Genomic DNA, 22,545 nt, shown 5'->3' on the forward strand with positions numbered 1-22,545 from the left:
AGCCGACAAAAGTACCTCATAGCAGCGTTAAAATACCGGTGATAAGCGCGGCGAGCCAAAGATTTCCATAGGTAGTGTGCCAGAGCGTGTCCCAACTTGTTATCGGTCCGAGAACGGTTCCGAGCACTGTGCCTGTCAAAATAACGCCAACCCCTGCCAAAGTAAAAAATGATGGCTATGTTTAATATAGCGGCGAGTGTTCGTCGCTGCTCCTGAATAGCAAATCTTTTTACCGCGGGAAATACGTCCCATCCGATGAAGAGCAATCCTCCTACCCAAATGATTGCGAGGAAAATATGCACCCATAGCACCGTTTGAAAGATTGACCAGCTCATGAATGAAGCCCCCTTCACTTTCATTATGAGGAAAAAGGATTGGTTTTTCCTTGATGGAGATCAAGTTTTACAGTGTGGAAAGCAGGCGCGTTGATTTACCTTAAAATACCTCCTGGTATGATGCTCAGTATCAGATAAGTCCTTTGGAACACGATCTGCGGACTCAAAGCGTTGCACTGAAGCCAGATGGGTCTTCAGGCTCGGGTTTTGGGGACTCAGAATGGCTCCCGACCTCCAAATTAGTTCACAAATGTAATAAAACACGGATTCTTGGTGAAATTTGGATAATCAACGTGCCTGTGTGGAAAGGTTTTTAGCGGCAAGAATAAAGACTTCAAAGTGAGTTAGAAAATAATACTGAACGTGGTATAATGAAAAGAAACGACAGGAGAATAAACATGCGTCCAAAACTGCTGAAGCGGGTGTCCCTTGATCGATTAATGGACCTAAAAGTTGACTATGCGTTTAAACAGCTGTTCGGAAGTGAGAAAAATAAAGAGATAACCGTCGTTTTCTTAAATGCTGTTCTTCAACGAAACGAACATCACCGCATTAAAGAAATCGCGTTCGCAAATGTGGAAAACGCCGCCGATTATGAGGAAGACAAAGAGTCACGTCTTGATATCGTTGCCGTAACGGATGCCAATGAGTGGATCAATATTGAAATTCAATTTTCGAACAAATACGATATGGTTAAAAGATCGCTGTACTATTGGTCGGGGTTGTACCAAAAGCAACTAACCAGACGAATGTCATATACTCAGTTACAACCGGTGATCGCGATTAATATCATGAATTTTGATTTATTCAAAGAAATGGATCGTTTCCACACGTCCTATCGCCTGTATGAAGACCATGATCACACCCTGCTTACGGACGTTATGGAATTTCACTTTCTCGAAATGCCAAAGTTGATTCGTGCTTGGAAGGAAGACAAATTAGATCCGTGGAATGATATGTTGGCACGTTGGCTGTTGTTATTAGGGATTGTCGATCATCGCAAAAATAAGGTCTATGAAGATATTTATAAAAAATTGGAGGAGATCGCCATGGAAGATGAAACCCTTCGGAATGCGTTTCAAGATTGGGAAACGTTAAGTGCATCGCAGGAAGAATGGCTCGCCTATGAAGGCCGACTCAAACGGGTGTTGGATGATGAATCTGCGCGCATAGATTCGGAAATTCGAGAGAAAGAAGCACGAAAAGAAGGAGAAAAAGAGGGCCGACAAGAAGGACATAAAGAAGGACGACACGAAGGGCGACAAGAAGAAATCGCCGAGTCTACCATCATGTTTTTAAAAGCCAAATTTCCTGGCCACTCCATGGATGTCATATCGAATAAAATGAAAACCGTCGAAAGCCTCGAATCGATGAAAAAGCTGCAAAAAGACTTAGTTCAAGCTGAAACGTGGACGGAAGTGAAGGAATTGTTGGAATAGCGTTGATGCATGCAAATGGGAGGGGATCTCCGCGAAATCTGGGGTCTAGCATTGCGTCTCAGTACACAAAAAAACGTACCGATCATTTATCGGTACGTTGTATCGTTTAGCACGTTTTTTGACGAGGTGGGCGATGAACGTTGCGTCGTAAACTGTTTCGTGATCGGATTGTAATAGAAGATCTTTTCTTGCTGTTCTCCGCGGAACTGGATATCCACTCGGTATTCAATAATCGGGATGCAATAAAGGATCGCGTGTTCAAGGGCAGGTTCAATTTGGACGTCATATTTATTTTTAATATCAAGCAGTTGTTTGTCGCGCTCAAGGGCAATGGCGTTCGTTTTCGCTTCAATGTCTTTCTTTTTCTCTTCTGTTAGGCCTTTTCGCGAAGCTCTCTTTTTGTTTTCTTCCATTAACTCTGTATAGTATTCTTTGATGCGATCAATATCTTGTTGGAATTCTTGATCCTCCAGGCGGGTGTTCTTTTCATTTTCCGCTTGCTGCTGAACGTTGGCCATGGCGACTTCAAATCCGTGTTGAAGATCGAATGTTTTCGGAAAAGGTAGATTGTACAGGGGTGCCTGCTGATAAATGATGCGGTTTTGTTGTTCTTGAATCGTATGATCAACTTGATCGGTCAATAAATTCACCCATATTTCTTTCGGAGACGCTTCTTTTTGATCGGAAATATAAAAAACCTTAAACTGAAACATCTCCCAGGCGCCCATGATCTGCCGTTCTTCAGTAATCGTCATTTTCCCCGCCTCATCCGGCATGCTTTGTTGGATTTTCTTGAGCGGGTTCGCGAGTTCGAGACGTTCAATCTCTACAAAACGAACGGTGCTTTTTGCTTTTTCGCTTGCCAGCTCTAACAATTGATCCAAAAAGTAGCTCCCAAAGGTGACAAACTCCGCTTCAGGTTTTTCCTGGCTGACTTCAAAATCGAATGCAAGCGTCAAATCGGTTCGACCTTGAAAATAATTTTTATATTCTTCGGGAATGAGCACCTGGCAGAGGGCATATTCCTCGGGGATCACGACGCCGCCCAACGTTTCAACCACTTCCGAAACATATTTTTGCAGCTCCAAGTTACTCCCTCCCTAAAATAAGTGCTTGTCCAACTTTTTGATTTTGTTGAGCTGTTCTTTGTTCTGCAACATTTGCTCGCCGATGGCATCCATTTCTCGTTCCATTGTGTCTTGGTCCTCGGCATCGACCCACGTATTCATGACAATGTCGGAGAAATCTTCTTTTGCTTCTATGTCTCCAAGGATCATATCGACTTCTCCGACGACCAACTCAAACATATTAACCTTACGGTCCAAAATATGGAGGATGTAGTGTTCGAGCGTGTTTTCGGCGACCAGATTATAAACATAGACATCCCGTTGTTGCCCGATACGATGGATCCGGCCGATGCGTTGTTCGATGGCCATTGGATTCCAAGGCAGATCATAATTGATCATCGTATTGCAAAATTGCAGGTTTCGCCCTTCGCCGCCAACTTCTGTGCTCACTAAGACTTGGGCACGATCCCTGAAAAAGTTCACTTGTTCTTCTTTTTCTTTTCGCTTTAATCCGCCGTGAAATTCAGCGACAGCAAAATCGTGATCTTTCAAGACGGATGCCAAAAGCTGTTGGGTCTTTTTGTATTTGGTGAAAACGAGTACCTTCTCTTTCGTTTGCGAAAGAAGCGAAATCAGCTCACGCACCTTGGCGTTCTCGGTGGCGTCCTTTTCGGTGATGACTCGTGCTTGTTCATATATAGCTTTTAGGTTCTGACGATCGATGTCATTTAACTTTTCGTTCGACACTTGGTTCGATAAAGATTGGACGAGCGTGTAAAAGGAACTTCCCATTTGTTCTTGTAATGTCTTGAGTTGAAAGCGGCTCATGCTCGGTTTCTCGTCATTATATTTGCGGCGGATAAAGGTGCTTAGTTCGTCATAAACCTTTTGCTCGTCAGCTGACAAAGACACGGTGGTCGTCTGGGCTTTTCGCTTCGTGAATTGCACATCCACATTGTTTCGTTTATTTCGAATCATCACATCCGAGAGCAGTCGTTTCAGTTGGTCCACGTTTTTAGCTTCCATGCCTTGGTTGTCCTCGACAAATTGTTTCTTGAAATAACGATACGTTTTAAGCTGCCCCGGTTTTAATAGTGTGATGAGATTGTACAGCTCTTCGAGGTTGTTTTGCACTGGTGTTGCCGTTAGCAGGAAAATATATTTTTTGTAAATTTCATTGATAAATTGCCAGGCAAGGGTATTGCGGTTTTTGAGATGATGGGCTTCATCGACGATCACTAAGTCGTATTGGACATTAGTGATTGCGCTGCGATGGTTTTTTCGCTTTGCGGTCGCCAGCGATGCAATCACTTTCGGGAATTCGGCCCAAGCTTTATCTCCTTGTTTTTTAAAAGCAGGGGAATCTGCACGGATAAAGTCTTGATTGAACTTGCGTTTCATTTCATCTTCCCATTGCTGTACGAGGGATGGTGGGCACAAAATAAGAATTTTATTGGCTAAGCCTCTCATGATGTATTCTTGCATGGCGATTCCGGCTTCGATGGTTTTGCCCAAACCGACTTCATCACATAGGAGCGCGCGCCCTTTGAAACGATTCATGACGGATTTTACCGTGTTCGTTTGATACTCAAAAATTTCCAAATCACGCAAATGAGGCAAGCTGATGAGACTGTCTTGGTCATTATTGGAATCAGATTTAAATTGCTGCGCAATCTTGTAGAGATCAAACCATTTATCATCGCTTTGTTCGAAGTTGCTTAAAGCATCCAAAACTTCATGTGTGCGTTCTTTCGTTTCAAGCGGGAGGTCGTATTGATTGATCGGTTCCCAGGATGGGGCAGGGGGCATCGTAATCTTGATTTTTTCTTGATCCATCTGCTCAATCAATAAGTAATGGCTATCATAATGGTTAAAAAAACCCTTGATCCCTCTTCCTTGAATCGTTTGATCATCCCAATGAATGGTAAATTCACGCTCGGCGTCATTGTCATTTATAAATAAATAGGTTTGTTTTTTAGCGTCCGTGTCCGGACTGATGGCTCGGAAAAAAGTGAGCAATCTCTCATCCATTTCGAGCGCGTTAAGTTCCAATAATTCTTTATTCAGCTGAAATAGATAGGGTTGGATCGCGATCACTTCCCTTGTGAAATATAGAAAAGAAAACTACTTTCTATTCTATCAAAATATTTCCGCGTTGGGAATTTGTTGTTTAACCACATTATAAGAAAAAAAGAGCGATTGGGGGGTTCGGAAAGTGTTTCACCTCGAAAGACCGAAGTATCACCTTTTCATTTGGCTCCTTCATCACAATATCAGCAAGTCTTCCACTTCAGCCCACGTTTGAGCTTGAGCCAGCTGTTGTTGAAGTTTTTTTAGCGATTCAAGGTTATCAATGGCGTTCATTTTTTCAGAAACAGCATCCATGGAATGGTCAGGGAATTTTAATCTTAGAAGCATGATTGTAGATTCGGTAACTTCTTCTTTTCGACCTTCTAGTTGGCCTTCCTGTCGACCTTCCACCCACCCCTCTTTTCGTGCTTCTTTCTCCCTGATTTCCGAGTCAATGCGGGCAGACTCATCATCCAACACTCGTTTAAGCCGGCCTTCATAGGCAAGCCATTCTTCCTGCGAAGCACTTAACGTTTCCCAGTTTTGAAACGCATTCCGAAGGTTTTCATCTTCCATGGCGATCTCCTCCAATTCTTTATAAATATCTTCATAGACCTTGTTTTTGCGATGATCGACAATCCCTAAGAGCAACAGCCAGCGAGCCAACATGTCATTCCACGGATCTAATTTGTCTTCCTTCCAAGCACGAATCAGCTTTGGCATTTCGAGAAAGTGAAATTCCATAACGTCCGTTAACAGTGTATTATCATGGTCTTCATACAGGCGATAGGAAGTATGGAAGCGATCCGTTTCCTTGAATAAATCAAAATTCATGATGTTGATCGCGATCACCGGTTGTAACTGAGTATATGACATGCGTCTTGTCAGTTGCTTTTGGTACAATCCCGACCAATAGTATAACGATCTTTTCACCATATCGTATTGGTTTGTAAACTGAATTTCAATGTTAACCTACTCATTGGCATCTGTGACGGCAACGATATCAAGGCGTGACGCTTTGCCCCGGTGGTAAGCGCCCGTTAACACCCCGATTCGTTCAACTAACCATCAGAGGAAAACCACCTCTGATGCAAGTTTCACTTTATCTTCTTCGTAATTCGCAGTTTTTTCCACATTCGCGAACGAGATTTCTTTAATGCGATGGTGTTCGTTGCGCTGAAGGACAGCATTTAAGAAAATAACGGTGATCTCCTTATTTTTCTCACTTCCGAACAATTGTTTAAAACTTTTAGATCCATCAATCGATGAAGGGGCACACGTTTCAGCAGTTTTGGACGCATGTTTATTCTCCTGTCGTTTCTTTTCATTATACCAAATATGTAGCATCTTAAGTTTATCTTTTTTTAAAAATGGGCTGTCCATAAAACAGCTACTGCCAGTAGTAATAAAACGGATTTTTTGATAGTTTAGTTTTAATAGACTTTATGCGGAAGGAAAGAATGCGCATGGTTAACATAAGTTATAAAGAATTTATAGACGAAACCAGATTGCGGTTGGACGATTTTTCGAAAGAGGATCTTCAAACCCTCATCTTGCAATGGGCAAGTGACGAGCGCCCGTCTAATCGGGAAGCTTTTTTGACCAAGTTGACCGTCGAAAAAGAAGGGAAAACATCGGTCAGTTACGCAGATGACGCTCTGATAGAAGATATTGAAACATTTGCCGAAAGAGTGGACACAGGGGAATATGTGGATGGGTTTGGCTGGGACCCTGAAATCATGGATGAAAGAGAGTTTGGCGATGAAAGCTGGGCCGAGGAAATGGACGATTTTTTTCTGGAAGCAAGAGAATTTCTGAGGCAGAGTAATTATGAGGTCGCCGAAGAGGCATACAAAAAATTGTTCGAGGTGTTGGAAATGGGAGAGGAAGGGTCCCTGCCCGGCGATTTTCATCCCGAGAATATGCTGGATGTAGACGTGAGTGAGCATCGTGCGCTTTACTTCCGCTCGGTTTATATGAATGCCGAAGCGGAAGAACGGGTACATAGGATGTATGATGCCATGGTCGATGACACTTATTTGGAATCCGGAACTAAGATAAAAGACGTCAGAGATTCGTTAGATGCACCATTGCCGGACTTTCAATCATTTCTCTCAGAATGGACGGAACTTCTAATGGAAAATCCGCCATCATACGTAAGCGAGTTGCTCAGGGAAGCTGTTTTCCTAAAAGGTGGCATTTCGGCAATCTCTGAATTTGCAAAAGGACATGCTAAACAATTTCCAAAAGCGTATGTGGATTGGATAGAGGCTTTGGAGAAAGAAGGAGATCAAGCATCTGTTTTACAAGCTGCTACAGAGGGATTGTCCAAAATTCCGAGTGATTATATCGTTCGGGCAGAAGTGGCACAGAAATTAGCAAAAATCGGCAATGAACGTGATGATGATAAGCTGAGACTGAAAGGTTTTCGAGAAAGTTTTTACTCCAATCCATCCATGGATTATTTGCTTAATCTGTATCTCACGGCTCACAAAGAAGGCTGCTTTGAAGAGATAACCGATGAGGCAGAAAAAAGAATGATTGAACTTGAAAATAAGGAACATCGTGATTTTACTTTTTACAATATAGAAAGACGTAGCTCAACGTTTCGGGAATCGGTGTTTATTCACGTGCAACTGCTCGCCGGCAAGTTTGAAAAGGTTTTTCAAATGTGTGAAGGATGGGACTCTCTCGGCTGGACCTTCGGATCAAATCCTAAACCAGTGATGCTCATTTTTTTAATGGATGTTTTATCCAAAAGGGACGAGCGCTCCAATATAATCAATGAACAATGGAGAGATACCATTGGCCTTCGACCTTATGGCGAGAAGGAATCAGACATGGAAAAGTACATGAAACTCATCGACCGTGTAAAAGAAACCATTGATTTCACAGAAGAACAAGAGCATTTTTATCTGGACTGGTGTAAAAAAGAAACAGGCAATAGAATTGATGCGATCGTCGGCAATCAAAAACGGGGAAGCTATCATAAAGCTGCCAAATTATTAGTTGCAATGGCTGAGACACTAGCAAATAGAGGTACTCTGCAAGATGGAAATGATTTTATAGCAACGTATCGAAGTAAGTATCCAAGGCATTCCTCTTTTAAGAAGGAGCTTACAAGTGCCTTGCAAGTATCGGGATTGTAGGGCAGAGGGGGAGAAATACCGTGAACAGACAGAAATTAAGAAAACGTGTGAATCAATACGGCGGACAGCTTGTATGGGAAAAAGGCTACAGCACCAGCCATTGAAGAGCGTTATGCGACGCATTATGTGCCTCGTGGTAAAAATAAAAAAGGGGAGTGACATGTCATGGCCAAGTTGGGGACGAGCAAAAAACCGGCAATCCTCCGCGTTGCTAAAGAAGAACGGGCAATGGAACTGCACGATTTTTGCGACAGGAATGGTTGGAAAGTGGTCATTGGGATTGAATCGGACAAGCCGGAGGACTTATCCGATCTGAACAGACTAATGGGTGAAAAAAGTGAAAATACAAAAACGATTGTTAAAGAAGAAAAAGTCGGGAGAAATGACCCTAGTTCGTGTGGGAGCGGTAAGAAGTATAAAAAATGTTGCGGTTAATCTAATTATAGAATTGTGAGGCAAAGCTATGATCTATATCAAATCAACACAGAATTATGCAGGCGTTTCCATTTATGGTGATTTCTTTGATTTTGAAGCATTGTATGATGCTCTGCATATAGTCGTCGGTGATGAAGACGAGTTTATTCGTTATGAGCAAGTACGCCTTCGGGTGCTCGCTGTGTGCTATGACATCCGCCACGCCCTTTTGGGAGGCCGCGATATTGCTTTTGTTGAAAATGGGATGGATGAGGGGAAGATGAAGTCTTTTTCAACGATCACTTCTGATAAAAATGTATATTTGTGCGCAAATGTACTGTGGCCGGAAGTCCTGTTTGTCACGATGGCACTGAATGATTTTATCAGTCTCTACGCTCAGAAACTGACGAAGACAAACATTAATTTCCTTATGGATAAAAAATTGATGTGGGATGCCGCGATTGCACAAGTAAAAGGATTTCAAGCAGCCGTTATTAAATGTTTAAAAGAGAACGTTTCTGATGCCGCGTTTCGGCGCACGATAAACTTAATGTCCAAGGATCATACCTGGTTTGGCGGGTATGCAACTCAATATTTGGATTTGCTTAATATCAGATTTCTGGACATGGACGTGGAAAAACGAAAGAAAAATATCACAATCATGGCGAAAAGACTGGCGGAATACGGTCAGGAATATCTGGAAGTCAAAGATGAAGTAGAACGGGCTGCTAGGGAATATGAATGTGCTGTTGAGAATATCAGTCTGGTATTAGATTATCCGGAAGACGTTGACTGGTAGTTGAGCCAATTACGAATCTCCACGCCTAGGATGAACGAAGTCTCCACTCTTCCCGCCGGTTTTTTCAACAAGCAAAGTTTCTTTAATGACCATTGATTTATCGACCGCTTTACACATATCATAAAAGGTGAGCGCGGCAGCAGTAACGGCGGTTAACGCTTCCATTTCGACGCCGGTGTTGCTTTTTACCGTCACGGTCGCGTGGATGATCAATTCATACTCGCCATCTGCTACTTCATATGAAAAGGATAAATCAGTCCCTTGAAGCGGGATCGGGTGGCACATGGGAATCCAGTCGGGGGTTTTTTTTGCACCCATAATCCCGGCGATTTGCGCGGCTTGTAATGGGTCTCCTTTTTTAAGGTCTTCGCGTTCAATTGCCCGGTATAATTCTTCGGTCAACAAAATACGGCTTTCGGCCGTGGCGGTACGGGTCGACTCTTGTTTTTGGGAGATGTCGACCATTTTCGTGCGACCTTCTTCATTATAATGGGAAAACTCGCTCACGGTTCATGCCTCCAGTCTTCGGGTCGGTTAATGTTGATGAACGCCGGGTGGTTGGCCGGGAACATTAATTGATGGGTTTTAACGTTATCATATAAAGCTTTCATGCTGCTTTCTTTTTTCACCAGTTCCCTTAACTCTGGTAAACAACGCATGTGGTAAGCGGCGTGTAACGGTTGAAAGCGCGCGTCGGTCGTTGGCAGGATGATATCAGAATTGGGGTGTTGTTTTGCTGCTTGAAGAATGTTTCTGACTGTGTCCCCATCGACAAAAGGAACATCCCCGGGTAAGGTTTGTATCCATTCGAAGCGCTCTTCTGATAATTTTTCCATTGCTTTATGTAATGCACGCAACGGACCTCCGTGGGGGTGTTCCTCGATGATAACCGGATGATTTTCAAAAACGGGTGCCAGCTCCCGATTGGTTATGATGTAGACCGATGGGATTCCGGCGTTTTGCATCGCGGCAAGGCTTTGTTGATAAAGAGGCTTGCCATGAAATGACTCAAAAAGTTTTTGCTTGCCATACCTGGAGGATCGCCCGCCGGCGAGTACGAGACCGGCAACGTTCATTTGCGCAGCTCTCCAACGATATGAGGGAGCACCGGTAAAATTAAGTCAGTCATGGCGAGACGAACGGCATTCGATGATCCGGGAAGCGCAAATAGAGCAGTTTGGCCAATAGTGCCCGCAAGCGCGCGGCTAAGCATCGCTTTCGCTCCAATTTCCTCATAGCTTTTCATTCGAAACAGTTCCCCAAACCCATCGATTTCTTTATCAATCATCCCGTAAACGATCTTGTAAGTAACATCTTTGGCGCTAATCCCAGTCCCACCGTTCGTGATGATGGCGTTAAGCGAAGTCTGAGTCGTCCATCTATGGAGCACGGATTGAATGGTCGGTTTGTCATCCTGAATCACTTGATACTCACTCACTTTGTGCCCATCTTTATCCAGAAGAGAGCGAATCAACGCACCGCTCTTGTCTTCATCCTTCGTGCGCGTGTCCGACATTGTTAGTATTCCAACATGAACCGAAGAAACGTCGTGTTCGTGATGCATTCTTTTCCAACCTCCCGACGGCTGTGTTAGAATTAATATAATATCATTATTCTAACACCTTCGCATGTCAACACCAAGGAAGGAGGCCTCCGATGACTACAGGCGTTCATGACCAATTGTCGCGTCCCCTTCAGGATTTACGGATTTCGATTATGGATCGTTGTAACTTTCGTTGTACGTATTGTATGCCGAAGGAAATCTTTGGCGATGATCACGTGTTTTTACCGGAAGAAGCGCTTCTTTCGTTTGACGAGATTACCCGGGCGGCGGAGCAATTTGCCGCGCTTGGGGTGAAAAAAATAAGGCTCACGGGTGGAGAGCCGTTGCTTCGTAAAGATGTTCCGGAGCTGATCGCCTCGCTCCGCACAATTGAAGGCATTGAAGATATCGCTCTCACGACGAACGCGGTCATGTTGCCGAAACAGGCGAAACCGTTGTATGAAGCGGGGCTTGAGCGCGTGAACGTGAGCTTGGATGCGCTTGATACCGAAGTGTTCCAGGAGATGAGCGGACGTAAAACGAGTCCGAATGCCGTTTTGCGTGGGATAGATGCTGCTATCGAAGCCGGTCTTGGCGTGAAAGTAAATATGGTCGTCCGCAAAGGGGTCAATGACGAGGAAGTGATCCCGATGGCGCGTTATTGTAAAGAAAAAGGGTTGACGCTGCGTTTTATCGAATTCATGGATGTGGGCCAGACGAACGGTTGGGATTTTTCCCAAGTCGTCTCGAAAAAAGAACTCCATGAACGCGTGTCGCAAATTGCCCCTCTGGAAGCCCTGGAACGCAACTATTTCGGTGAAGTGGCCTCCCGTTATAAATACCGGGATTCCGATGTGGAAATTGGGTTCATTTCTTCGGTGACGGAAACGTTCTGCGGTTCGTGTACCCGAGCGCGTCTATCAGCTGATGGCAAGTTGTTCACTTGTTTATTTTCCGAAAAGGGTTCGGATCTGCGTACGATTATAAGAGACGGCGCGACCGATGGGCAGATACGGGAGTGGATACGCGCGGTGTGGGAAAAGCGAGAGGACCGTTATTCTGAATTGCGGACGGAAGAATCGGCACGGAATCGCAAGAAAATCGAAATGTCTTATATAGGTGGATAAGCATATGGATCGTTATTCCAGACAAACATTGTTCAAGCCGATGGGGGTCGAGGGACAACGCCGATTGGCGAAAGCCCATGTGCTGATTGTCGGTGCGGGCGCGTTGGGAAGCGCCAATGCCGAAATGCTGACGAGGGCGGGCATTGGCACGCTTACAGTGATTGACCGTGACTATGTGGAGTTCAGCAACTTGCATCGTCAGCAATTGTACACGGAAGCCGATGCCGTGGATCAGTTGCCGAAAGCGGTAGCGGCGAAAGCCCATTTACTAGCCATCAATGGGGATACGGACGTGCAGGCGCATATTATGGACGCGAGCGCGTCCAATCTTGAACCGTTGCTGGAGACGGTAGACCTCATGATTGACGGCACGGATAATTTTGATATCCGCTTCATTATGAATGATTTGGCGGCCAAGTATGAGATCCCGTGGTTGTTCGGCGCGTTTGCCGGCAGTTACGGGATGGCGTATATGGTAAGGCCTTGGGACGGGCCATGCCTGAATTGTTTGTTGGCGTCGATTCCGTCTTCGGTTATGACTTGTGAAAGTGACGGCGTTATCGCACCCGTTGTCCAACAAACAGCGCTTTTACAGCTGGTGGAAGCGATGAAGTGGCTGACGGGGAACCGTGCTTCGGTGGAGGAGCGCCTTGTTTTTTACGATGTGTGGCGCGGTGAGCAGCAACGGATAGGTGTGAGCCGTGTGAAGGACGCCACGTGCCCGACATGTGGCGAATCCCCCGTTTACCCATACTTATCGTCAGCTGAAGATGCCAAAACTGCGGTGCTTTGCGGGCGGGACACGGTACAAATCCGTCCGGAACAAAAGCGAACCTTTGATTTGACAAACTTGGAAACGAAGTTGCAAGCATATGGAAAAACGAAGCGAAACCCGTATTTGTTGTCCTGTGTGATGGGCGAGCATCGCCTCGCTGTTTTTCAAGATGGGCGTGTCCTTGTACATGGGACAAAAAATATTGATCATGCGCGGGAATTGTATGAAACATATGTTTTGTGAAGGAAGGGGGTTGTGCGGCGATGGTAGAAAAGCGAAAACCGATACCGGTGGATGAAGCGGTACGAGCAGTCATGAATGTCGGCGGCAATGAAGCGAAGAAAGAAACGATCCCCCTCGCGAACAGCTACGGGCGAGTATTGGCTGAAGACCTCGTAGCCGATCATGATGTGCCGTCGTTTGATCGCTCGCCTTATGACGGTTTCGCCATCCGTGCAGAGGACAGTGCGGGAGCGAACCGAAACCGTCCTGTTCATTTTCGCGTGATCGGTGAAATCGGCGCAGGGACGGTGTTTCCTCGGGAAGTGAACGCTGGGGAAGCCGTACGTATTATGACAGGCGCACAGATCCCTAACGGATGTGATGCGGTCGTGATGCTGGAGCTCGTCGATGAAGATAGCGAAGAGGACATCTCCATCAAGCGCGCGTTTTCCTCCGGCGACAACATTTCTTTTCAAGGCGAAGATACCGAAAAAGGAGCCAAGCTCGTTCCCAAGGGAACATTGGTAGACCCGGGTGTTGTCGCTTTGCTTGCCACGTTTGGATACGTGGAAGTGCCGGTGGCGATCCGCCCGCGCGTAGGGATTATAGCGACGGGGAGTGAACTGCTGGACGTTCATGAACCGTTGGAACCGGGAAAAATTCGCAATAGCAATGCCTATATGATGGCGGCTCAAGTTGAGCGTGTAGGCGGAGAACCGGTGCTCCTCGGGAAATTGCCCGATGATCTGAATGCCTGTGTTGAAGCTGTATCGAATGCGCTTCAAGAGGTGGATGTGCTAATTACAACCGGCGGCGCTTCTGTCGGGGATTATGACTATGTTCCCGACATTATCGAACGTCTCGGCGGAAACCCTTTGTTTAATAAAGTGGCGATGCGTCCGGGAAGCGTGACAACGGTGGCCGAGATAAACGGACAGCTGTTCTTTGGCCTTTCCGGAAATCCAAGTGCCTGTTTTGTCGGCTTTGAACTATTTGTTCGCCCGATTCTTTGCCGTTCTCTTTTTTTCGATAAACCGCATTTAAAAAGAACGAAGGCAACGCTTGGCAAGGATTATCCAAAACCGAATCCGTTCACCCGCTTTGTGCGGGCAACATTGGAAGAAGATGAGGGACGTTTTGTAGCGAAACCCGGTGGTCTCGATAAATCGGGGTCCGTGACCTCCATCGCCGGTGCCGATGTGCTGATCGCTCTTCCTGGGGGAAGCCGCGGATATGAGGCTGGAATGGGCGTCGATATTTTCTTGCTCGAGGATCATAAAGGAAGCGAGTGGCCATGGGACAACATTGTCGCGTCTTACAAGTCGTAGGTTATAAAAATAGCGGGAAAACGACACTAATGGGAGAATTGGTAGAAGCTTTGTCTGTTCGGGGGCAGCACGTTTCCGCGTTGAAACATCACGGCCATGGTGGAGAACCGGCTTCCCCGGATTCTTCAACCGATAGCGAACGTTTTTCCCAAGCGGGCACCATTACTTCCGCCGTTGAAGGAGATGGCGTTTTGAGACTGTCCGCGGTGCAAAACGAATGGTCATTGGAGCAATTGTTGCGTGTGCAGGCGCAATTTGGGCCGGACGTGATCTTAGTCGAAGGTTGGAAGCATGCAGGTTGCCCCAAAGTCGTCTTGTTACGTGGCCGTGATGACTGGAAAATTTTATCTCAACTCACCAATGTTTGTTGTGTGCTGTACCGGGGAGAAAAGCCGCAAACACAACTGCCTTCTTTTTCTCTCGATGAGCCATCGCACGATTATCTGCATTGGATCGTAAGTGAGGTGGAGGATAGCGATGCAATCAAATTTGTTTAATCTGACGTGGGAACCAATAGACATACAACAGGTAATTGATAAAGTCGTCGATCGCAATTGCGGGGCGATTGCAACGTTCATTGGAACCGTGCGGGAAATGACCGCAGACAAGAAAACGCTGCAGTTGGAATACCAAGCCTATGAACCGATGGCCGTCAAAACGCTGGCGCAAATCGGTGAAGAGGTGCAAAGGAAATGGCCCGGGACAAAGGTTGCCATTACGCATCGACTCGGTACGCTCGGCATTTCCGATATCGCGATCGTCGTAGCTGTCTCGTCCCCCCACCGAAAACCTGCCTATGAAGCGAATGAATATATAATGGAGAGAATCAAAGATATGGTTCCGATATGGAAAAAAGAATTTTGGGAAGACGGGACCCAATGGGTCGGCGATCAACGGGAAACGACGTCTTATGAGGAGGAAAATCGATGATACAAGTGCTTCTTTTCGCTCGTGTTCAGGAGGAAGCAGGAACGGATCGTCTCGAAGCGGATGTTGCCGGAGAATCGATCAGAGAACTGAAACGTTGGATGGAAGATCGCTATCCGGTGTCCTCACTCGCCCGCACGATGACCGCTGTGAACGAAGAATTCGCAAATGATGATGAAGTGATCAACGAAGGAGACACCGTTGCGTTTATTCCGCCCGTAAGTGGGGGATAAGTGTAAAGCCTGACCTTCAACATGCATAGGGGCTTTTGAAGCAAGCCCCTGCCTGTCCTATTTTTTCACTCTCCTCGCGAAATCCACGAATCGAAATTTATCGGATCGGTGCCTAGATTCCGTGTATTGAAAAAGTGTTGCATCTTCCAAATACGTATAGCTTCTAATAACGACGATGACATGATTTTCTGCAAGGTCCAGATAGTTTTGATCCTCTTCCGAAGGTTCTTCAATCACGATTTCCTTATGGGCAAAGCTAATCGTAAGCCCCAGTTCGTTTTCGATATAATCGTATATGCTTTTTTCGCTTATTTCCTTCGTTAAGTGTGGAACATCCTGTGCTGAAAAGATATCTTTATCCAGGATAATACGTTCTCCGTCAATGTGCCGGACACGATGGACATGCCAAACTATCCCTTCTTCCCCGAGTTGACCAAATTCCTGTTTCAAATGAATGACCTCGGTTTTCGTGCGTGAACCCAGCTTTTGGCTAAGTTCTTGAAAGGTCGTTACCCCGGAAAAAGGGAAGTTGATTCTCGACATATCCAGAACAATCGAGCCCTTCCCTTGTACTTTTTGAATATAGCCGTGTTCGGATAACATTTTCAGCGCTTTACGGATGGTTTCTCGAGAGGCATTGTACGTGATAGCCAACTGATGCTCGGAAGGCAGTGTTGTACCCGCTTGATAAGTGCCTGCTTCAATACGTTCACTTAATTGTTTATAAATGTCTTGGAATTTCCTCTTCATTTTCCCACCTACTCCGTGAAATAAAAAACAAGCGATTCATAAGGCGCAAGCGCCATCGTTGCCCTCAATTCTCGGTTATCCCCATCGTTGCTTAAGAGTAAGGTTGCATTTTTTTCAAGTAATCCCCCGGGACAGGAAAACGTTGTTTCCGTTCCATAAAAATTATTAATGACGAGAAGCGTTTCCTTTTTCCAAGTTCGTTTGTACGCGAATATTTGATCGTCATCCGGAGAAAGGAGTTCATAGTTTCCATAAGTGATGATGCCATATTCTTTACGTAAGCGAGTTAATTTTTTATAGTGATGAAAAATAGAGTTTGGATTCGAAAGGGCCTTTTCTGCGTTTATTTCTTTGTAATCCGTATTTACATCGATCCATGGCGTTCCACTCGTAAACCCGGCATGGGGACTGTCATTCCATTGGACGGGCGTACGAGCGTTGTCACGGGATTTTTCTTTTAAAATCGCCAATACCTCTTCTTCACTTAAACCATTTTGGAGGAGTTTTTCGTACATATTGTGGGATTCTACATCTCGGTACCGGGAAATATCATCAAACTTTGGGTTTGTCATGCCGAATTCTTCGCCTTGGTAGATGTATGGGGTCCCTTGCATCATATGGATCGTAGTTGCCAGCATTTTGGCGGATTTATTGTGATACTCGCGTTCATGGCCAAAACGACTCACAATGCGCGGCTGGTCATGATTACACCAGAAGAGCGCATTCCAACCTCCGCCTTCATGCATGCGCACTTGCCATTCGGAAAGAATGTTTTTCAGTGAGTGGAAATTAAAATCGGCGAGTGCCCATTTTTCCCCGTTCGGATAATCGACCTTTAAATGATGAAATTGAAACGTCATGCTAAGTTCACGGCGAGCGGGATTGGAATATTTAATACAATGATCAATGGATGTCGACGACATTTCCCCGACAGTCATACTGTCATAATTGGACAAAACTTCCCGGTTCATTTCATGCAAATATTCATGTACTCGCGGGCCATCTGTGTAAAATTTTCGTCCATCTCCGGATGGATCATTAAGAAACCGTTGATCCTTGGAAATGAGATTAATGACATCAAGCCTGAACCCATCGATTCCTTTTTCAAACCAAAATGTCATCATATCATAAATGTGTTTTCGAAGTTCTTCATTTTCCCAGTTAAGGTCACCCTGTGTAACATCAAACAAATGTAAATAGTAATCTTCTGTTGCATCATTATATTCCCAGGCGTTTCCGCCGAATCTTGATTGCCAATTATTCGGATCTTCTTTCCAGATATAAAAATCCCGATAACGGGCGTCCCTGGAGGTTTTCGCATTTTTAAACCAATCGTGTGAAGTGGATGTATGGTTAACGACGAGGTCCATGATTAACCGCATCCCGCGACGATGGGTTTCGGACAACAGCTGTTCAAAATCTTCCATCGTTCCATAGTCGGAGTTTATGGCATAATAATCGGATATATCATACCCGTGGTCATTTTGCGGGGAGACATAAATGGGAGTCAGCCATATCACATCCACCCCCAATTCTTTTAAGTAATCGAGTTTTTCGATGATCCCCGGTAGATCTCCCATGCCGTTCCCGGTTGTATCATTAAAGCTTTTTGGATAAATTTGATAAACGGTTGATCTTCTCCACCATTCTTCCATGGTCGTCACCCCTTTCTTTTATGGTACAGTATCATAACATGTATATACAAGTTATGGAGAAAAGAAACTGTAGGGCTACAGTTTCTTACGGTCATTCGTGTAAACTTTTCGGTTTTGTAAAGCGGGCGAAGAGTAGCGTTAAAAGAAACGGAACGAGGATGACGATTACCATCCCGATGCCGAATGCTCCCCAGCTGCCAATCTGGATCGAAAAGATGCCGGGTACCCCGCCGATACCAACGGAAGTGGCAAGAACTTGATTAATAGTAACGAACATCCCGGCAATGGATGAACCAATAATGGCAAAGATGAACGGGAAGCGAAAACGTAAATTCACTCCGAACAAAGCCGGTTCGGTAATACCCAGCCAGGCGGATAGGCCTGAGGTTCCGGATAAGCCTTTCAGATTGTTGTTTTTGAAAACAAAATACATGGCAAATGCAGCAGAACCTTGCGCAATATTGGACAATGCCAAAATCGGCCATAAAAATGTTCCGTCCGCTGCAGTTGTCAGTTGTATATCGACCGCAAGAAACGTATGGTGCATGCCGGTGATCACGAGCGGCGCATAAACGGCTCCGTACAATAGCCCCGCAAAGACGGGCAACGTATCAAACAGCCAAATAAATCCGTCAATAATCGAGTTTCCGATGGCAAATGTGATTGGCCCGATCACAATAAAAGCCAAGAAACCTGTGACAAGCAGGGCAATAGGTGCGACTAACAGCAGTTGAATGGAATCGGGAATTCGTTTACGTAAAAACACTTCCAATTTTGCCAGTATAATCCCCGCCACAAAAATTGGCAACACTTGTCCTTGATAACCGATCGCCTGAATTTCCAGACCAAAAATGTTCCATGTCGGAATGCTTTCGCCTAACGCTACCGCTTCCCCGTACGCATTGGCGTCCATCAAATCAGGATGGACTAAAATAAGCCCCATTACAATTCCCAAAAGGGGATTCCCGCCAAAACGTTTCACGGTCGACCAACCAATCAATGCCGGTAAAAATACAAATGCCGTACTGGCGATCACATTAATGATATCTGCGAAATCCGCCCATTGTGGGTAAACATCAATGAGGGAGGCTTCATCGAAAAAGATTCCTTCCCCTGTTAAAAGATTATCGATTCCAAGTAATAACCCTGCGGTTACGATTGCCGGAAGAATCGGGATAAAAACATCTGCCAGTACTTTGATCGCCCGTTGCAGTAGCTTTCCTTTATTCTCGGCATCTTCTTTGGTTTCCTCTTTTGATTGTTCTTCTCTACCGGTGATCGTCATCAATTCTTTATATACTTTATCTACAACTCCATTGCCGAGAATGATTTGTAGTTGTCCATTAGAGTAAAAAGAACCTTTAACCGCTTCAATATTTTCGAGTTCTTCCGTGTTGACTTTTTCAGTATCGTTGACAACCATGCGAAGACGTGTCACGCAATGTGTTGCCGAGGATATGTTCTCTTCCCCGCCTATCTTTTCCAAAATTTGTTCTGCTGTCTTACGATAGGTCGCTCCCATATTCACCCTCCCGTTGGTAACGCTTACATGATTAGCCCGTAAATTTGTATATACAAGATTGTTTGCCTGTATACAGTTTAGCTTGTATATACAAATGAGTCAATAAACGATATTATAACAGTAGGATCATGTTGATCCTTTCAATAAACGGTATAAACACCGTGGTTTAGTCTGCCTGCAAGTGGGGGATAAGGAGAGTAAAATCAGAATGAAAAGCGAGGATTCCGTTGTATGTTCAAAAAATTATTTAAAAGTAAATCTGAAGAAGACACAATCGTCGCGCCAATGTCAGGGAAAGTTATCAACCTGGAAGACGTGCCCGATCCGACGTTTTCAGAGAAAATGATGGGCGATGGTATTGCCATTGAACCTTCAGATGGGAAGGTTGTGGCCCCGGTCAAAGGAAAAATCGTGCAAATTTTCCCGACGAAGCACGCGGTTGGAATTGAAACAGAGCAGGGCGTAGAAATTTTGATTCATATTGGATTGGAAACCGTGTCCATGGACGGCGATGGATTTGAAGGTCACGTGGAAGAAAATGATAAAGTGAAACCGGGAACGCCCCTCGTTACGTTTGATGTGGAAAAAGTAAAGGAAAAAGCAGCCGGTACAATTAGCCCTATTATTATTACGAACGGACAAGAGAAGGATCAAATGGAATTCTCGAATGAGGAAGAGGTCGAAGCAGGAAAAACAATACTTTTTACGTATCGCAGAGACTCCTGATGAGGGGTCTTTTTTAAAGATTATAAATCCCGGTAGCTATAAAACGTTTTTATGAGATCCGAAACGCGAGGGTGAACCCGTTCGGTCTCCAAGAAGTTCCTTCCTATATTGTCTCCTGCAGTCGGCCAGGGATTATCTTGAACATTGGTCCGGCAATAACGAGCTATGGTAAAATGGTCCTGAATAAATAGGGACTGCTGACTAACGGAAAAAGACTGGCACATAAGCATTTTCCGTTGGTGTTGTCAAAACTGGATGCAAGGAAATCCATCCTATAAGCAAAAAACCCTTGCACTTCTGGAAACGTACGGAGGGATGGTGCTGCAATGGCGAGACTCCAGCGGAAAAACGGACGCGTCCAAGACCCCGCAGCGCCGGTTTTGCGCGAGGAGGCTTGACCGTTCGTCCGCGGAAAGCGAAGCCATGGAAGCGACATCCCGGCTTCAGCTGATAGCTGCATGTTGTTCAGCAATCCCTAAATATGGGAGGCTTATCATGACGTTGTACGATTGGCTCGTATTTATCCATATAGTTTCCGCAATCGCCGGTTTGGGTCCGGGGTTTGCCATGACTTTTTTGACGCGAGGGGCGCGAACGATGACGGAGTTAAACCATGCTTTTCGATTGCGTCATCGATTGCACCGGTTTGTTATGATTGGCGGGGTTTTGCTGCTGATTACCGGGGTATGGATGGGGGCTTTGCAACCTGCGCTTTTTCAGCAAGGTTGGTATATCACGAGTTTAGTTTTGTTTCTCGTCGCTTTAGCGTTTGGCCCGTTCGTGTTGGTGCCCCGTTCCAAACCGGTCAAAGCGTTGTTAAACAAACATAAAGGCGATGATATCCCGGCATCGTACTACACTCTTTCCCGAACGCTGTTTTTCTGTGAGCACATCCTCAATAGTCTATTTTTAATCATTATCGTACTCATGATTTTGAAGCCGTTTTAAGTAGGTGATGGCGTGATAAAGACCGTTCTAACGATATGTGGCTCTCTTTCAGTCGCTTTAGGCGTGTTGGGTATCGTGCTTCCTTTACTGCCGACGACGCCATTTCTATTATTGGCCGCGGCGTGCTATGCCAAAAGTTCGGACAGATTGTACCATTGGTTAATCACGAATAAACATTTTGGTTCCTATATTGAAAATTACCGGGCAGGAAAAGGAATTCCATTAAAAGCAAAGGTTACGGCGGTATTGGTTTTATGGGTGTCTTTATTTTTAACCATCTTTTTTGTCATTCCTTTGGCAAGCGTACAATGGCTTCTGTTTTTCATCGGAGCGTGTGTCACAGGCTTTATCCTCAAGCAAAAGACGTTGCAGTTAAGCGAAGTGCCGCACAGGAAACAACAGACCGAATGATAACAGCACAATCACGATGATCCATGCTCAAGCAAGTGTCGTGTCGCCGGCTTCTAAAGCTGTAAAAAATGGCGATCGGCATCGTTTGCGTGCGCCGGGGATGTTGCCGGCGAGCATAAAGGCAGCCCCAAATTCTCCGAGTGCTTGGGAAAAGCTGAGGATGAGACAGGTAACGAGGAACTGGGAGGTCAATGGCAGCAAAATATGGATTAATAAAATCATGATATAATTTAAAGAAATAATTAGTTTGATCCTGATCATCTGAAATCTAAAAATGGAATATCTATATTTCCATTGATTTCATGGAGGCACTGATATGAAGAAGGTGTACATAATTGCAGTTGCATCCCTTCTTTTAGGCGGATGTAATAGTAATGAAAATTCGGGGGAAGAAAATGGGGAAGAAGCCAACGGGGAACCTGTCGAACTTTCGATCATGGCTGCAGCCAGCCTAACCGATGCCGTAAATGAGATTCAAGAACTTTACCAAGAAGAAGAAAATGTGGAATTTCTCACTAATTACGGTTCTTCTGGGCAACTTCGTCAACAGATTATGCAGGGAGCCCCGGCTGATCTATTCTTATCTGCATCTCTTTCAGATATGGAAGAACTGGATAGTGATGGCGCTGTGGCAGAATCCACCGACCTGCTTCAAAACCAATTAACACTAATTGCTACGCCGGATGCCGCTGATGCATTAAATGAATGGGGTGATCTTCCGGAGGCAGATCTGCAAGGAATTGCTATGGGAGAGCCTGAAGCTGTCCCAGCAGGAAGCTACGCGCTTGAAGCACTGCAAAACTTGGACATGTGGGATAGCGTCGAAGATAACATTATTAATGGGTCGGATGTTCGGCAAGTGCTGACATACGTGGAAACTGGCAATACGGATGCCGGACTGGTTTACCAGACGGATGCGTTAACATCTGACGATATTGAAGTTGTTGACAACGCACCGGAGGAATCCCACGAGCCCATTCTATATCCTATCGGCCTGTTGACGGAAACTGATGAAGAGCAGGCAGCCCGGGATTTTTATGAATTTCTCCAAACAGAGGAAGCCTTGGATATTTTCGAAGCGTATGGCTTCGAGGGAGTCGAGTAA

General features: G+C 45.2%; 24 protein-coding genes and 1 pseudogene. 14 read left to right on the plus strand and 11 right to left on the minus strand.

Annotated elements, in window-relative coordinates; genetic code table 11:
• Positions 1–16: 16 nt before the first annotated feature.
• The gene (locus HUG20_RS19325) at positions 17–139 is read right to left on the minus strand and encodes a hypothetical protein (protein ID WP_281392492.1); all 123 of its coding nucleotides are present in this window, start codon (positions 137–139) and stop codon (positions 17–19) included.
• A gap of 594 nt (positions 140–733) precedes the next feature.
• On the opposite strand from HUG20_RS19325, the gene HUG20_RS01920 reads away from it, so the two are divergent.
• A complete protein-coding gene (locus HUG20_RS01920) occupies positions 734–1,774 on the plus strand; it encodes an Rpn family recombination-promoting nuclease/putative transposase (protein WP_246476496.1) in 1,041 nt (346 codons plus the stop codon).
• Positions 1,775–1,860: 86 nt separating this feature from the next.
• Here HUG20_RS01920 and HUG20_RS01925 read toward each other — a convergent pair whose 3' ends face one another.
• From HUG20_RS01925 to HUG20_RS19040, 3 genes and pseudogenes are all read right to left on the minus strand, one after another.
• Complete coding sequence (locus HUG20_RS01925) at positions 1,861–2,862, minus strand: hypothetical protein (RefSeq protein ID WP_200087409.1); 1,002 nt, start codon at positions 2,860–2,862, stop codon at positions 1,861–1,863.
• A 12-nt stretch (positions 2,863–2,874) separates the two neighbouring features.
• Positions 2,875–4,938, minus strand: a complete 2,064-nt coding sequence (locus HUG20_RS01930) for a DEAD/DEAH box helicase (protein ID WP_246476497.1) — start codon at positions 4,936–4,938, stop codon at positions 2,875–2,877.
• A 168-nt stretch (positions 4,939–5,106) separates the two neighbouring features.
• Positions 5,107–6,294 (minus strand): annotated as a pseudogene (locus HUG20_RS19040) (Rpn family recombination-promoting nuclease/putative transposase).
• Positions 6,295–6,377: 83 nt separating this feature from the next.
• Here HUG20_RS19040 and HUG20_RS01945 point away from each other — a divergent pair.
• From HUG20_RS01945 to HUG20_RS01955, 3 genes are all read left to right on the plus strand, one after another.
• A complete protein-coding gene (locus HUG20_RS01945) occupies positions 6,378–8,060 on the plus strand; it encodes a hypothetical protein (RefSeq protein ID WP_200087415.1) in 1,683 nt (560 codons plus the stop codon).
• A gap of 165 nt (positions 8,061–8,225) precedes the next feature.
• Positions 8,226–8,495 carry a PBPRA1643 family SWIM/SEC-C metal-binding motif protein gene (locus HUG20_RS01950; RefSeq protein ID WP_200087417.1) on the plus strand — a complete coding sequence of 90 codons (270 nt, stop codon included), beginning with the start codon at positions 8,226–8,228 and terminating at the stop codon, positions 8,493–8,495.
• A gap of 28 nt (positions 8,496–8,523) precedes the next feature.
• The gene (locus HUG20_RS01955) at positions 8,524–9,273 is read left to right on the plus strand and encodes a DUF6904 family protein (protein ID WP_200087419.1); all 750 of its coding nucleotides are present in this window, start codon (positions 8,524–8,526) and stop codon (positions 9,271–9,273) included.
• A 9-nt stretch (positions 9,274–9,282) separates the two neighbouring features.
• Here the strand turns inward: HUG20_RS01955 and moaC are convergent, their stop codons facing one another.
• The 3 genes from moaC to HUG20_RS01970 are packed head-to-tail and all read right to left on the minus strand — an operon-like array spanning position 9,283 to position 10,837.
• Positions 9,283–9,780, minus strand: coding sequence for a cyclic pyranopterin monophosphate synthase MoaC (moaC, locus tag HUG20_RS01960; protein WP_200087421.1), 498 nt, complete (start codon positions 9,778–9,780; stop codon positions 9,283–9,285).
• A complete protein-coding gene (gene mobA, locus HUG20_RS01965) occupies positions 9,777–10,349 on the minus strand; it encodes a molybdenum cofactor guanylyltransferase (RefSeq protein ID WP_200087423.1) in 573 nt (190 codons plus the stop codon). The genes moaC and mobA overlap by 4 nt, the downstream gene beginning before the upstream one ends.
• Positions 10,346–10,837, minus strand: a complete 492-nt coding sequence (locus HUG20_RS01970) for a MogA/MoaB family molybdenum cofactor biosynthesis protein (RefSeq protein ID WP_200087424.1) — start codon at positions 10,835–10,837, stop codon at positions 10,346–10,348. The genes mobA and HUG20_RS01970 overlap by 4 nt, the downstream gene beginning before the upstream one ends.
• Before the next feature lie 92 nt (positions 10,838–10,929).
• Here HUG20_RS01970 and moaA point away from each other — a divergent pair, with 92 nt between their 5' ends.
• The 6 genes from moaA to moaD are packed head-to-tail and all read left to right on the plus strand — an operon-like array spanning position 10,930 to position 15,428.
• Entirely contained in the window at positions 10,930–11,943 is a 1,014-nt protein-coding gene (moaA, locus tag HUG20_RS01975) for a GTP 3',8-cyclase MoaA (RefSeq protein ID WP_200087426.1), read from the plus strand.
• A gap of 4 nt (positions 11,944–11,947) precedes the next feature.
• Positions 11,948–12,961, plus strand: a complete 1,014-nt coding sequence (locus HUG20_RS01980; protein WP_200087435.1) for a ThiF family adenylyltransferase — start codon at positions 11,948–11,950, stop codon at positions 12,959–12,961.
• 20 nt (positions 12,962–12,981) lie between these two features.
• Entirely contained in the window at positions 12,982–14,268 is a 1,287-nt protein-coding gene (locus HUG20_RS01985; protein WP_200087437.1) for a molybdopterin molybdotransferase MoeA, read from the plus strand.
• Positions 14,235–14,765, plus strand: a complete 531-nt coding sequence (mobB, locus tag HUG20_RS01990; RefSeq protein ID WP_200087439.1) for a molybdopterin-guanine dinucleotide biosynthesis protein B — start codon at positions 14,235–14,237, stop codon at positions 14,763–14,765. Before HUG20_RS01985 ends, mobB begins: the two co-directional genes overlap by 34 nt.
• The gene (locus HUG20_RS01995) at positions 14,746–15,198 is read left to right on the plus strand and encodes a molybdenum cofactor biosynthesis protein MoaE (RefSeq protein ID WP_200087441.1); all 453 of its coding nucleotides are present in this window, start codon (positions 14,746–14,748) and stop codon (positions 15,196–15,198) included. Before mobB ends, HUG20_RS01995 begins: the two co-directional genes overlap by 20 nt.
• Complete coding sequence (gene moaD, locus HUG20_RS02000) at positions 15,195–15,428, plus strand: molybdopterin converting factor subunit 1 (RefSeq protein ID WP_200087443.1); 234 nt, start codon at positions 15,195–15,197, stop codon at positions 15,426–15,428. The genes HUG20_RS01995 and moaD overlap by 4 nt, the downstream gene beginning before the upstream one ends.
• 57 nt (positions 15,429–15,485) lie before the next feature.
• Here the strand turns inward: moaD and treR are convergent, their stop codons facing one another.
• The 3 genes from treR to treP all read right to left on the minus strand — a co-directional run bounded on the left by treR (position 15,486) and on the right by treP (position 19,355).
• Positions 15,486–16,178, minus strand: a complete 693-nt coding sequence (treR, locus tag HUG20_RS02005) for a trehalose operon repressor (RefSeq protein WP_200087445.1) — start codon at positions 16,176–16,178, stop codon at positions 15,486–15,488.
• Positions 16,179–16,186: 8 nt separating this feature from the next.
• Positions 16,187–17,833, minus strand: a complete 1,647-nt coding sequence (gene treC / locus HUG20_RS02010) for an alpha,alpha-phosphotrehalase (protein ID WP_200087447.1) — start codon at positions 17,831–17,833, stop codon at positions 16,187–16,189.
• A gap of 91 nt (positions 17,834–17,924) precedes the next feature.
• Positions 17,925–19,355, minus strand: coding sequence for a PTS system trehalose-specific EIIBC component (gene treP / locus HUG20_RS02015; protein WP_200087455.1), 1,431 nt, complete (start codon positions 19,353–19,355; stop codon positions 17,925–17,927).
• A 231-nt stretch (positions 19,356–19,586) separates the two neighbouring features.
• On the opposite strand from treP, the gene HUG20_RS02020 reads away from it, so the two are divergent.
• The 3 genes from HUG20_RS02020 to HUG20_RS02030 all read left to right on the plus strand — a co-directional run bounded on the left by HUG20_RS02020 (position 19,587) and on the right by HUG20_RS02030 (position 21,440).
• On the plus strand, positions 19,587–20,081 hold the full coding sequence (locus HUG20_RS02020; protein WP_200087457.1) for a PTS sugar transporter subunit IIA: 495 nt from the start codon (positions 19,587–19,589) through the stop codon (positions 20,079–20,081).
• Positions 20,082–20,336: 255 nt separating this feature from the next.
• Positions 20,337–21,029: a DUF2269 domain-containing protein gene (locus tag HUG20_RS02025; protein WP_343073195.1), complete on the plus strand. Its 693-nt coding sequence runs from the start codon at positions 20,337–20,339 to the stop codon at positions 21,027–21,029.
• 12 nt (positions 21,030–21,041) lie between these two features.
• Positions 21,042–21,440 carry a YbaN family protein gene (locus HUG20_RS02030; protein ID WP_211199999.1) on the plus strand — a complete coding sequence of 133 codons (399 nt, stop codon included), beginning with the start codon at positions 21,042–21,044 and terminating at the stop codon, positions 21,438–21,440.
• A 27-nt stretch (positions 21,441–21,467) separates the two neighbouring features.
• On the opposite strand, the gene HUG20_RS02035 is transcribed toward HUG20_RS02030, so the two are convergent.
• Positions 21,468–21,701: a hypothetical protein gene (locus HUG20_RS02035; protein ID WP_200087459.1), complete on the minus strand. Its 234-nt coding sequence runs from the start codon at positions 21,699–21,701 to the stop codon at positions 21,468–21,470.
• Between the two features lie 55 nt (positions 21,702–21,756).
• Between HUG20_RS02035 and modA the strand changes: the two genes are divergently transcribed.
• Positions 21,757–22,545: a molybdate ABC transporter substrate-binding protein gene (gene modA / locus HUG20_RS02040; RefSeq protein WP_200087461.1), complete on the plus strand. Its 789-nt coding sequence runs from the start codon at positions 21,757–21,759 to the stop codon at positions 22,543–22,545.

Source organism: Salicibibacter cibi (genome assembly GCF_016495865.1).
Classification (GTDB): Bacteria; Bacillota; Bacilli; order Bacillales; family Marinococcaceae; genus Salicibibacter; species Salicibibacter cibi.

Bases quoted from the DNA above. Each gene is read 5' to 3' on its own strand.
- HUG20_RS01920 (WP_246476496.1), top strand. From the start codon at position 734: ATGCGTCCAAAACTGCTGAAGCGGGTGTCCCTTGATCGATTAATGGAC.
- HUG20_RS01945 (WP_200087415.1), top strand. From the start codon at position 6,378: ATGGTTAACATAAGTTATAAAGAATTTATAGACGAAACCAGATTGCGG.
- HUG20_RS01950 (WP_200087417.1), top strand. From the start codon at position 8,226: ATGGCCAAGTTGGGGACGAGCAAAAAACCGGCAATCCTCCGCGTTGCT.
- HUG20_RS01955 (WP_200087419.1), top strand. From the start codon at position 8,524: ATGATCTATATCAAATCAACACAGAATTATGCAGGCGTTTCCATTTAT.
- mobA (WP_200087423.1), bottom strand. From the start codon at position 10,349: ATGAACGTTGCCGGTCTCGTACTCGCCGGCGGGCGATCCTCCAGGTAT.
- HUG20_RS01970 (WP_200087424.1), bottom strand. From the start codon at position 10,837: ATGCATCACGAACACGACGTTTCTTCGGTTCATGTTGGAATACTAACA.
- moaA (WP_200087426.1), top strand. From the start codon at position 10,930: ATGACTACAGGCGTTCATGACCAATTGTCGCGTCCCCTTCAGGATTTA.
- HUG20_RS01980 (WP_200087435.1), top strand. From the start codon at position 11,948: ATGGATCGTTATTCCAGACAAACATTGTTCAAGCCGATGGGGGTCGAG.
- HUG20_RS01985 (WP_200087437.1), top strand. From the start codon at position 12,982: ATGGTAGAAAAGCGAAAACCGATACCGGTGGATGAAGCGGTACGAGCA.
- mobB (WP_200087439.1), top strand. From the start codon at position 14,235: ATGGGACAACATTGTCGCGTCTTACAAGTCGTAGGTTATAAAAATAGC.
- HUG20_RS01995 (WP_200087441.1), top strand. From the start codon at position 14,746: ATGCAATCAAATTTGTTTAATCTGACGTGGGAACCAATAGACATACAA.
- moaD (WP_200087443.1), top strand. From the start codon at position 15,195: ATGATACAAGTGCTTCTTTTCGCTCGTGTTCAGGAGGAAGCAGGAACG.
- treR (WP_200087445.1), bottom strand. From the start codon at position 16,178: ATGAAGAGGAAATTCCAAGACATTTATAAACAATTAAGTGAACGTATT.
- treC (WP_200087447.1), bottom strand. From the start codon at position 17,833: ATGGAAGAATGGTGGAGAAGATCAACCGTTTATCAAATTTATCCAAAA.
- treP (WP_200087455.1), bottom strand. From the start codon at position 19,355: ATGGGAGCGACCTATCGTAAGACAGCAGAACAAATTTTGGAAAAGATA.
- HUG20_RS02020 (WP_200087457.1), top strand. From the start codon at position 19,587: ATGTTCAAAAAATTATTTAAAAGTAAATCTGAAGAAGACACAATCGTC.
- HUG20_RS02025 (WP_343073195.1), top strand. From the start codon at position 20,337: ATGCAAGGAAATCCATCCTATAAGCAAAAAACCCTTGCACTTCTGGAA.
- HUG20_RS02035 (WP_200087459.1), bottom strand. From the start codon at position 21,701: ATGATCAGGATCAAACTAATTATTTCTTTAAATTATATCATGATTTTA.
- modA (WP_200087461.1), top strand. From the start codon at position 21,757: ATGAAGAAGGTGTACATAATTGCAGTTGCATCCCTTCTTTTAGGCGGA.